The following is a 12130-nucleotide window of genomic DNA, read 5'->3' as shown; positions in this document are numbered from 1 at the left end:
CCCGGGGCGGTCAGTCAATCTGGAACAGGAAATTATAATAAGGATGAACCAAGCATGAAAAAAACACTTATAGCGGTTGGCGTGATTATTGTCCTCGGCGCGGCCTGGACCGCAAGCGCATGGTATACCGGCAAACAGTTCGAGCAGCGCCTGCCTACGGTGGTCGCCGACGCCAATGCCCGTATCAAGGCGGCGTTCCCCGAAGCCGGCGTCAACCTGGTTATCGAAGACTACCAGCGCCGTCTGTTCTCCAGCCACGTTAACCTGGTGCTGGTATCCGACGGCACCACCGGCGAAAACAAACCCCTGAAACCCGGCGATCGCCTGGTGGTCAACGAAGCCATCGACCATGGCCCGTTCCCGTTCGCCGAGTTAAAAAAAGGCGTGCTGATCCCCAGTATGGCCTCGGTACGCAGCCAGTTGGCCGCGACGCCGCTGGTTAAACCGCTGCTTGACGCCAGCAAGGGACAGTCGCCGGTCACCGCCCTGACCCGGGTGGCGTATAACGGCGATACGGTATCGGTTATCGATGTGATGGCCCTGGATTTTAACAGCCCCGCCACCGTATTCCGCACCAGCGGCGGGACGTTTAACGCCGCGATAGACCATGACATGGACAAGATGTCGGTCGACGGCAGTATCGCCAGCCTGTTGATCGGCGGCCTGAACCAGTGGCAACAGCATGAGCAGGTTACCGTGCAGGAGTTCAGCCTCGACAGCAGCACCCATAAAGGCAAGCTGGATTACAGCGTCGGCGACAATACCATGAAGGCCAAGACGCTGGTGTACAATGTCGACGGCAAGGACATGCTCAGCGTCGATAACCTGTCGCAGGTGACCAGCGTTAACGAGGAGGCGGATAAGCTCAATGCGCAGGTGGCCTATAACCTGGATGCGCTGCATGTGCAGGGGCAGAATTTCGGCGCCGGCAAGCTGGTTATCAAGCTGTCGAATCTTGATCCGAAAGCGATCGCCGATTTCAGCGAAAAATATCATGCCCAGGCGCAGCAGATCATGCAACAGACCGGCCAGGCCGATCCGGCGACTCAGCAGCAGTTGATAAGCCAGGCGCTGTTCCAGAACCTGCCGCTGGCGCTGAAAGGCAGCCCGTACCTGACCATTGCGCCGTTCAGCTGGAAAAACAGCAAAGGAGAAAGCGCGTTTAACCTGACGCTCAATCTTAACGACCCGTCCCAGGCTCCCACCACGCCGGCGACGCCGGATCAGCTGTGGGCGCGGTTTGTCAACAAGCTGGATGCCAAGCTGACCGTGCCGCTGGACATGGCCACCGAAACCACCACCCAGTTCGCCAGACTCCAGGGCTATAACGACGAGGATGCCCAAAAACTGGCTAAACAGCAGGTACAGGGCCTGGCGGCCATGGGCCAGATGTTTAAGCTGACCACCGTCAGCGATAATACCCTGACCAGCAGCTTTCAATATGCCGATAACCAGGTCAACCTGAACGGACAGAAGATGTCGCTGCAAAGCTTTATGGGCCTGTTCGGCCTGTTCGGTTTACCGGAAGGCGAGACACCACCGGCCCAGCCGCAGGCGATACCGCAACCTTAAACCTTTCAGCCTGATGACCGCCCCGGCGCCGGGGCGGTCTGTTTAATCCAGACGTTACCCTCCCTATCCGCCGCGCCGCGGGCGCGATCCTATTTGGAGGCCTTCCTGGCCTGCCGCGACGGTATCACCGCGCTGGATCTGGCCGGCGATGAACTGGGGTTTCCCGGCAGCCTGTTCCTGAGCCATTTCACCCGCGCCCGCGACGCCGGGTTGCACATTACCGTGCACGCCGGAGAGGCCGCGGGTCCCGAGAGCATCTGGCAGGCCATTCATGAACTGGGGGCGGAGCGTATCGGCCACCGTGTAAAGGCCATTGAAGATCCGGCGCTGATGGATTTTCTGGCGCAACATCGCATCGGTATAGAAAGCTGCCTGACGTCCAATGTGCAGACCAGTACCGTGCGCTCGCTTGAAGAGCACCCGTTAAAGCAGTTTCTTGAACATGGCATTCTCGCCACCATCAATTCGGACGATCCGGCGGTACAGGGTATTGATATCGATTATGAGTATCGAGTGGCCGCGCCGCGGGCCGGCCTTAACCCACAGCAGATCCAGACCGCCCGGCGCAACGGTTTGGTTATTGCTTTTTTAAACACAGCCGAAAAACAAGCGATTTTAAACCGCAACGGGTAAACCATAGCTTGACCACCCGACCATAAGCAACTTGCCTGCAGGTGCTTATGGTAATATCTGAATGATTGATATCTATAATTGAATAATCGAGCATTATATCCATGACGGTGACACTTAATTACTTATAAGTTGTTATGTGTTATTTAGCGGTATTAATCAATAACATCTGAAATTCTCACTAAACAATGATATGTTTCACTAATGTTTTTTAGACGCTCGTGATTATGCTTTATTATGGGATTCTCGTCCATAACGTTACCGCCAGCTGCGGTTGCCAGCCGATATTGGAAACATGGCGTGACCTGCAGACATAGTTTAATCCCAAATGGCTGACCCTGTCGCCCACTTCATATTGTACCCCTACCCGCCACAAGGGATATTGCGGCGGCGGCGGGCCGGCGATTTCATCCACCCGCGCCAGCGCGGCGGCGACGTTCGGCCGTACGCCGATATCTTGTCCATTCGCCTCCCGACCGCCGGTCTGGGTAATAATCTCGAATATTTGCCGCGCATTAAACGTAAGGTGGTGCCTGGCGCGCGCATAGCCCAGCACCAACGCCAAAGCGCCCGTCACCAGGGGCGTCGCGCTGGAAGTGCCGTTAAATGCAGAGGTGTAAAGCCGGTTAGGCGGGTCAAAATTCTGCAGATCCCCCCATCCTAGTGTAGTGACATTCCACCCCCAGGAGTTAAGGGTGGAGTAAAGATTATAATTCGAAAAAGAAGTCCTCCGGCCGGTCTCTGGGTAGCTGGCGCCAATCATAAACCCGCCGCTATCGCCAAAATCATTAAACAAAGGATGGTTCCTGACGCTTACCCCTCCGTTACCGGCGGCAAAAGCCACCGTCGCGCCGGCGCGCACGCACCAGTTTATCCGGTCCCACCATTCGATGACTAATACCATAGGGAATGGAATTGAATCACCCACCGAAAGATTGATGCCGATCACATCACCAGGTGATAAATCCCCCATGATCCGGTCCAGGCTGTGAATATCGTTATAATGGAAAAAGAATCGGCAACCGAAGGCAATGCCCGTCACGCCAAAACCGTTATTGGCGGCGACGATACATCCGGCCCCCGCGGTACCATGCTCCCTATTACCCTCCGGACGATTGGAATTTACGGTGATATTACCGATTAAATCTTCATGCTGGGGATTGACGCCAGAACCCATATACCTGACGGTGGCGCCATTGCCGGTGGCTCCCCTGGCCCAGGCATTCCTGACATTCATGCCGTTCCCCGGATTCAGGTAGCCTTGCAGCGGCGTGAAATCGGGCGTCGGACCATTCAAGGGAGTATCAAATGACGGGTCCTTGTCGCCGTACCAAGGTGCCGGCAGATGGGGCGAGGCATGGCGCGCTTCGTCATAAGGGCGCGGACCGTCGTCGTCGGGCCGCGGCGCAAATTTATTTTTACTTGCAAGCGCGCAATATTCCACATAGTCCAGGCATTCAAGCTCCTGCGCCAACGCCAGTAGTTCGTCATTGCAGAGTTCGCTATCAATCCGGTAGAAATTTCGCAATTCATTATAGATTGGCGATAATTTTCTTTTTTTATTTATCATCTCCCGGTCAAAACAGGGCAGGAAATGAATACATTTCCGATATTTATAAAATAATACGGCATTATGTTTTTTTTCCTCGAAAAGCTGTTTTTTTCCTTTATCATAAAACTTAATTTCTATATAGTTATCCACACCCTCGATAATTTTCAGCTTGCCTTTCGGGTTGTTGATTTCCCGTTTTTGCGGCTGAGGTTGCCAGTGGCACTCCGGGACAATAATAGGGTCTGTCCATAATACACCGCACTTATCGTACCCCGATAAGACTTCAGCGGAAATCCTGTATTCCGACGGAAAAGGGATGCTGAAGCCGACCAGTTCATCGCCTTCGGCCTCCTTGTTATCTATCATGCCATCCAGCCCATATAGGGTAAATTTCACTTTACATTCGGGCGCCGCACCTTCACAGCGAATATAGAGAGGGCCTTCAGGGGAATAAGCCCTGTAGTATTCGATAGTCAAACCCATGATTGTCACCTACATAAATTTATTGGATCTTAATCGGTTTTGGGCGTAAACACGGCATTTCCTCCCGGCCAGCACCGACATTTGGATATAAACACATCTCATTTGTCATGATTCTGATCTATTTAAGTCCAAGATCAATTTCCTACATTCACTAATATTTTTTAGACGTTCGTGATTGTGTTTTATTATGGGATTCTCGTCCATAACGTTACCGCCAGCTGCGGTTGCCACCCGATATTGGAAACATGGCGTGACCTGCAGACATAGTTTAATCCCAAATGACTGACCCTGTCGCCCACTTCATATTGTACACCTACCCGCCACGGGGGATATTCAGGCTCTGGGGGCGGCGTTCCGCCACCGGCCATTTCATCTACCAACTCCAGGGCGGCGGTGACGTTAGGCCGGACACCAATACCTTGTCCTTCCCCCTCCCGTCCGCCGGTAAGGGTGACGATTCTGAACATTTCAGCGGCGTTTAATGGACGATAAAGCCGGCGTATGGCATAACCTTGAACTACCGTTAAAGCTCCGCACACTAAAGGCGTGGCGCTGGAAGTGGCGCTAAAGGTAGCGGTATAAGTGCGGTTCGGCGGATCGAAATTTTGTAAGTCACCCCATCCGATCGTAACAACACTATCACCCCAGGAATTTAGCATTGAATAAAGATTGAAATTACTGCTATGTCTAATCAGACCAGAGTGTGAGTCAGCACTGCAAATCATAATACCGCCACTGTCGCCAAAATTATTAAATTGAGGAAATTGACGGAGATTGAGCCCGCCGTTACCCGCGGCAAATACCACCACCGCCCCGGCCCGGGTACATAAATCTATCCGATCCCACCAAGATGCCAGATGTACCATGGGCAACAAGAAACCATTGATGTTAAATTGATTATTTATAATGATCAAATCACCCGCCGATAATTCCACTAAAATGCGGTCCAGATTTTCTATACCGGTATCATGAAAAATCAATTTGCAGCCATAGGCTATACCTGTTATGCCAAAACCATTGTTGATACCCCTAACGGCGCCTACTCCCGCAGACCCATGATTCCGGGCACCTGGACGATTGGAATTTACAGTGATATTACCTATTAAATCTTCATGCTCTTGATAAACACCAAACCCCATATATCGTACTGTCGCGCCAACGCCGAATGCCCCCCGGCTCCAGGCATTTCTGACATTCATACCCAACCCAGGATCCAAATACCTTTGCAATGGCGTAAAATCAGGCGTCTGTCCAATAAATGGCGCTTGCGGTTGATAGCATTGGTGTTCAATATTATCAGGCGGTGGCGGGTATTTGTTTTTACTTAACAAACAGCAATATTCAACATAATCCAGGCTCTCCAACTCCTGGGCTAATGCCAGTAGTTGGTAATTATCGAGATTAATCTTTAGTCGGTAAAAATTACGCAGCTCATTATAAATAGGTAACAAACAACATTTTTTATCGATTTGATTTTTATCAAAACAGGGTATGAAATCCAGATGCCGTCTATATCTATAAAAAAGCGGTATCTTATACGATCTTTCCTCAAATATCTGTATTATTCCGCCATCATAAAATTTAACCTCAATGTAATTATCCTCTCCTGGAAAAATCTCAAGATTACCTTTCAGACTTTTAATATCCAGTGTTTTTTCACATTGCCGCTCGCGGAAATCGGGAATATCGATAGGGTTAGTCCACAATAAGCAGCACGCATCGTCTCCCTGGCTAATTTCAGCGGAAATTTTATACCATGAGGGAAACGGCACGGTAAAACGCGCCTGTTCATCTCCGTTGGCCTCTTTTTTACAAATAATATTGTCCTGCTCATACAGGCTAAATACCACCTTAGCCCCCGATTCAGCACCTTTACATCGAATAGAAATAGTTCTTTCAGGAAGATCTTCAGTTGAATAATTGAGCATTATATTCATGACGGTGCCCCTTAATCACTTATAAGTTGTTATGTATTATTTGGAAAGATTAATCAGTAATATCTGAAATTCTCACCAAATAATGATATGTTTTACTAATCTTTTTTAGACGTTCGTGATTATGTTTTATTATGGGATTCTCGTCCATAATGTTACCGCCAGCTGCGGTTGCCAGCCGACGTTGGAAACATGGCGTGACCTGCAGATATAGTTCAACCCCAAATGACTGACCCTGTCACCCACTTCATATTGTACACCTACCCGCCACAAGGGATATTCTGGCGGCGGTGGCGTCGGCTCGCCCGGTCCTAACAGGTAGTCCACATATTCCAGTGCGGCATGCACATTAGGTCTGGGACCAATTAAATCAGCTTCGCCTTCACGATGGCCCGTCACGCGGATAATCTGATACAGTTGGTCGCCACTAAAAATCACATGATAAGCCGATTTTGCATAGGATTGGATAAGGGCCAGAACGCCCGCGATTTGGGGGGCCGAGGCGGAGGTGCCGCCATAATTGGCGGTATAAGTCCGGTTGGGATGACCCAGGTTGAGCAAATCGCCCTCGCCGGTGGTAGCGACATCCATTCCCCAGGCGGCAATCATCCGGGTGAAATTGTAATTTGAGAACTCCAGCCGCCTCCTGTTGTCTGGATGACTGGCGGTGGCGAGGATAACGCCGCTATCGCCAAAATTATTAAATTCGACCGATTGACTCAGATCTAATCCTCCATTGCCGGAGAGTAGCACCACCACTACACCGCTGCTTACCAGCAAACGATACATACTCCACCAGGCTTGATGGTGCACCAACGGTAAAGCTGAATAATCCCAGCCTAAAGAGGCAGTAACAATATCCCCCGGAAGGGCATCACGTACAATCTTTTCAAAATCGGTGAATGTATTTATGTAGGCAAACAAGCGACAGTCGTAAGCGATCCCCATCATGCCGATCCCGTTATTGCTGGCGGCGATAACGCCGGCCGACCATGTGCCGTGATCTCTATTCTCATATGAATTGTTAACGACGGTAATATTACCGATCAAATCTTCATGGTCCGGCCATACGCCGGTATCCTGCATATGTACCGACACGCCTCTTCCCGTAACATTCCTGGCCCACGCCGCCCTGACGCTCATGCCTCTCGCTGTATTGTCAAGATATCCCTGATACGGGGTTAAATCCGGCGTTATGGTGGCAGTGTCTATCTCCTGCGGGTATGTCTCCCATTCAGAGGGTAACGATTCCGACGTCGGATCGCCCGATAAGCTGCAGTATTCCACATAATCCAGCCGTTCAATTTCTTGCGCCAGCTGCAGTAAATCATCATTTACCAGGTTTTGCCGCACCCGATAAAGTTCACGCAATTTTTTGCTCAACGGGAATTTTTTTATGATACCGCTTAGCGTTTTTTTATCAAAACAAGGCGCGAAATCAATATAACGCCTGGCTTTGAAAAACAAAGGAACGTTATGCCTGGCTTCACACTGAAGTCTTTTATATCCACCTGGATAAAATTGTATTATAAAATCCTGTCTACCCTCTGAGGTTATTTTCAGCTTGCCTTTTATGTCTGTCATATCTTCAATTTTGCAATTTGTCGGCGGTAGAAAATGCGAGGAGGGCAATGTGGAGATTATGTCAGAACATAGATCAACATCCTGTCCATTAGACAATTTTAATTGAGCATGTAAATAATAGTCGCAACCTGATGTAAGCTTAAAAGTCACCAACTCATCGCCATAAGCTTTCTTTTTTATAGAAAAATGCTCTTTTTCTTTCCCTTCGAATAAGGTGTAGATTATATCAAAATCAGACTCTTCACCAATGCATCGCGCATAAACATTGCCATCTGAAGCATTGTTTCTAAAGTAATCTAATTTTATATTCATAACAACCCTCTACGGTTTCTCACAGGATTATGTTATTTAAAATAGACGATATAGCGAAATGCCAGTGTAAAATGACATACAAAATGTAATAGACATCACCGATTGATTTATAATAGCCACCATTTTCCATACAGGCAATTGCCTATTTTAACTGGTATCATCCTATGTCTTGATACGGTTTATCTCATTAATACACTGAGTTAATGGAATGATATCCAGCTTTGACAAAGCTTGCCCCCTCTACTTTGCTAAAAATTGGCAATCTTGACCACAGAGTAAAGGCAGCATCCAACCTATATCGGTGGTTATTATAAAAACTTAGAAAAAATAACGGCATTTAGATCCTGCGACTCAGCAGCAGTTGATAAGCCAGGCGCTGTTCCAGAACCTGCCGCTGGCGCTGAAAGGCAGCCCGTACCTGACCATTGCGCCGTTCAGCTGGAAAAACAGCAAAGGAGAAAGCGCGTTTAACCTGACGCTCAATCTTAACGACCCGTCCCAAGCTCCCGCCACGCCGGCGACGCCGGATCAGCTGTGGGCGCGGTTTGTCAACAAGCTGGATGCCAAGCTGACCGTGCCGCTGGACATGGCCACCGAAACCACCACCCAGTTCGCCAGACTCCAGGGCTATAACGACGAGGATGCCCAGAAACTGGCTAAACAGCAGGTACAAGGACTGGCGGCCATGGGCCAGATGTTTAAACTGACCACCGTCAGCGATAATACCCTGACCAGCAGCTTTCAATATGCCGATAACCAGGTCAACCTGAACGGCCAAAAAATGTCGCTGCAAAGCTTTATGGGCCTGTTCGGCCTGTTCGGTTTACCGGAAGGCGAGACCCCACCGGTCCAGCCGCAGGCGATACCGCAACCTTAAACCTTTCAGCCTGATGACCGCCCCGGCGCCGGAGCGGTCTGTTTAAGACGTTACCCTCCCTATCCGCCGCGCCGCGGGCGCGATCCTATTCTTTTGCGCACGCTGCATTCCTCAATGTCTCCGTTTGTTCCTGAAGCGTAATCCCACCCAGGCCGGCTAACCAATCTCTGCTAACTCTTCGCAAACACGTTATAATCAGGCTATATTTCACCAGAATAAGACTGTTGCCGATGATTGATAAACACCTTCCCCTGACCGATCTCCATCGCCACCTTGACGGCAATATCCGTGCGCAAACCATCCTCGATCTGGGCCGCCAATTCGGCATGGCGTTGCCGGCCGATAATCTAGAGGATCTGCGGGCGCATGTGCAGGTCACCCAAACCGAGCCGGATCTGGTCAGTTTCCTGCAAAAGCTGGACTGGGGCGTGGCGGTGCTGGGTTCTCTGGAGGCTTGCCGCCGCGTGGCCTATGAAAACGTCGAGGATGCCGTCCGGGTGGGGCTGGATTATACCGAATTGCGCTTCTCACCTTATTATATGGCGATGAAACACCAGTTGCCGTTGCAAGGGGTGGTGGAAGCGGTTATCGCGGGAGTCAGCGACGGCTGCCGTGATTTTGGCACCCAAGCCAGGCTGATTGGCATTATGAGCCGCACCTTTGGCGAAGACGCCTGTTTGCAAGAACTGGAGGCCCTTCTCGCCTGCCGCGACGGTATCACGGCGCTGGATCTGGCCGGCGATGAGCTGGGTTTCCCCGGCAGCCTGTTCCTGAGCCATTTCACCCGCGCCCGCGACGCCGGGCTGCGCATTACCGTGCACGCCGGCGAGGCCGCGGGTCCCGAGAGCATTTGGCAGGCCATTCATGAACTGGGCGCGGAGCGTATCGGCCACGGCGTAAAGGCCATTGAGGATCCGGCGCTGATGGATTTTCTTGCGCTGCATCGCATCGGTATAGAGAGCTGCCTGACGTCCAATGTGCAGACCAGCACCGTGCGCGCGCTGGGAGAACACCCGTTAAAGCAATTCCTTGAGCACGGGATCCTCGCCACCATTAACTCGGACGATCCGGCGGTCCAGGGTATCGATATTGATTATGAATACCGGGTGGCGGCGCCGCAGGCCGGGCTGACCCCAAGCCAAATACAGACCGCCCGGCGCAACGGTCTGGAGATTGCTTTTTTAAACGCGACGGAAAAAAAGTTGCTCCTTGACAAGGTACGTTGAAACTACAGCCCTAGCCCTAGCCTTGGCATTGGCATGGTTTCTCCCCCTTAGCGCCTGTTTCCAGGAGGTGCTAAGGGGGTTCTGCCATAATTCATATCCCTAAAGATTAAAGCCCCAATCCGCAATTTCGTTAGATTATCAATTGCCATAATGAAACGGCTACCCCAGGCTCCCAGCTGATAATCGAACGATGGGCTTGTCTACACCGATAAACGCTCCAAAAATAGGACACCCGATCGTTTACCGCGTATTGCGTATTGGGAGCCCAGGCGGGATAAGGCAGCACCGGAGGGGGCGGCGGTGACGGCAGTGGCGGCGGCACAATGCCGCCGCTGACCAATTCATCCACCCGCGCCAGGGCAGCGGCAAGATTCGGTCGGAAGCCTATTCCCTGCCCCGCGGCTTCGCGCCCGCCGGTTTGGCTAAGGATATCGAAGATAAAATCCCGGTTAAAAATAATATGATACTGATTACGGGCATAGGCTTGAACGACCGCCAGGCATCCACCCACCATTGGGGTAGCACTGGAGGTCCCGCTAAATGTCCGGGTATAAGTGCGATTAGGTGGATTTAAATTTTGCAAGCCTCCGTAGCCGGTAGTAGTGACGCTATCGCTCCAGGCGTTTAACGTTGGATGATTTAAATTAAAATTGGTTCTGGTCCCCCGGAGGCCGCTAAAAGAATCACAACCGCCAATCATAATGCCATTACTATCGCCAAAATCATTGAACCGGGGAAACTGGCTCAGGTTAACCGAGCCATTGCCGCCGGCGAATATCACCACCGCGCCGGCCTGCGCGCACCAGCGGATCCTGTCCCACCAAATAACGTTATGGACAATTGGCAATACTATTGAAAGATCATTTTCAAGCATGGTTTGTGTATTAAGCACGACGATATCACCAGGAATTAACTCCATCATAATTCGGTTCATATCTGAAATGAGCGATTCATAGACAAATAGCCGGCTTTGATAGGCAATTCCAGTAACGCCAAAACCGTTGTTAACTCCCCGGATAATGCCCGCCGCCGCGGTACCATGGTCGCCGCCTCCGGGTCGATTGGTCCGTACGGTGATATTACCCCATAAATCTTCATGATTAGGATGTACCCCATAGTCCAATAAGCGAACGCCCGCACCATTGCCTGCGGCACCCCGACTCCATGCGCTCCTGGCATTCACCCCTAAACCGGCGTTTAGATATCCTTGCAAGCCAGTGAAATCTGGCGTTTGATTATTCAATGACGCCCCGTCATCCTGATGAATGCCGTCGTGCTCAGTTAGCGACGGCGGCGGTGGTTCAACCAGTGTGTTCGATAACCCGCAGTATTCAACATAGTCAAGCGCTTCCAGTTCTTGCGCTAATGCTAGTATTTCTTGATTATCAACATCAATGTTGAGGGTATAAAAATTTTTAAGCTCCTGATAGACCGATGAAATTTCGCATTTTTTTTCCACCCCTTGAGGATCAAAGCAAGGCGTCAATAAAATGTGCCGTCGGTATTTTTGAAATAAAGGCACTGTACACACCTCTTCATTGTACAGTTTATCAATACCTCTAGGATAAAACTTTACCTCAATATAATTCCCAGGAGCATTAATATACGCTAATTTACCTTTTAACCATGGTCTTGATGATTTTCTATCCTCCGCCTTCAAACTGAATTCCGACATAACAATATAGTCCGTCCAAAGCACATGACATTGACCTTGTGCCGAAGAGATTTCTGCTGCTATTCTATATACTGAGGGATAAGGTACGGAAAAAATTACCAGCTCATTTTCCTCAGCATACTTATGTTGAATGATATTATCCTGCGCATACAGCGAAAAATTAACGTTGCATCCACGTAAATCGCCTTCACATTTTATAAAAATGAGGCCGTCAGAACAATATTTACTAAAATAATCGAGAGTTATATTCACAATCATTATCCTTATGTCGTTAGCTGCTAATAA

6 protein-coding genes and 2 pseudogenes are annotated in these 12130 nt (G+C 50.2%); 4 read left to right on the top strand and 4 right to left on the bottom strand.

The window, feature by feature from the left end:
* Positions 1-54: 54 nt before the first annotated feature.
* Entirely contained in the window at positions 55-1572 is a 1518-nt protein-coding gene (locus ACL2XN_RS05245) for a YdgA family protein (RefSeq protein WP_410015060.1), read from the top strand.
* Between the two features lie 93 nt (positions 1573-1665).
* A pseudogene (locus ACL2XN_RS05240) lies at positions 1666-2205 on the top strand (adenosine deaminase family protein); the annotation flags it as partial.
* Between the two features lie 232 nt (positions 2206-2437).
* Here ACL2XN_RS05240 and ACL2XN_RS05235 read toward each other — a convergent pair.
* The 3 genes from ACL2XN_RS05235 to ACL2XN_RS05225 all read right to left on the bottom strand — a co-directional run bounded on the left by ACL2XN_RS05235 (position 2438) and on the right by ACL2XN_RS05225 (position 8067).
* Entirely contained in the window at positions 2438-4120 is a 1683-nt protein-coding gene (locus ACL2XN_RS05235; RefSeq protein WP_410015059.1) for a S8 family serine peptidase, read from the bottom strand.
* 302 nt (positions 4121-4422) lie between these two features.
* Positions 4423-6174: a S8 family serine peptidase gene (locus tag ACL2XN_RS05230; protein WP_413730419.1), complete on the bottom strand. Its 1752-nt coding sequence runs from the start codon at positions 6172-6174 to the stop codon at positions 4423-4425.
* Positions 6175-6303: 129 nt separating this feature from the next.
* A complete protein-coding gene (locus ACL2XN_RS05225; protein WP_413730418.1) occupies positions 6304-8067 on the bottom strand; it encodes a S8 family serine peptidase in 1764 nt (587 codons plus the stop codon).
* A gap of 337 nt (positions 8068-8404) precedes the next feature.
* On the opposite strand from ACL2XN_RS05225, the pseudogene ACL2XN_RS05220 reads away from it, so the two are divergent.
* A pseudogene (locus ACL2XN_RS05220) lies at positions 8405-8944 on the top strand (YdgA family protein); the annotation flags it as partial.
* A 230-nt stretch (positions 8945-9174) separates the two neighbouring features.
* Positions 9175-10170 (top strand): adenosine deaminase, encoded by a 996-nt coding sequence (gene add / locus ACL2XN_RS05215; RefSeq protein ID WP_413722883.1) that lies wholly within the window; start codon positions 9175-9177, stop codon positions 10168-10170.
* A gap of 130 nt (positions 10171-10300) precedes the next feature.
* Here the strand turns inward: add and ACL2XN_RS05210 are convergent, their stop codons facing one another.
* Complete coding sequence (locus ACL2XN_RS05210) at positions 10301-12097, bottom strand: S8 family serine peptidase (RefSeq protein ID WP_413722884.1); 1797 nt, start codon at positions 12095-12097, stop codon at positions 10301-10303.
* Between the last annotated feature and the right edge of the window lie 33 nt (positions 12098-12130).

Source organism: Sodalis sp. RH22 (genome assembly GCF_047324165.1).
Lineage (GTDB): Bacteria > Pseudomonadota > Gammaproteobacteria > Enterobacterales > Enterobacteriaceae > Acerihabitans.
This window is presented reverse-complemented; position numbering and strand designations above follow the sequence as displayed.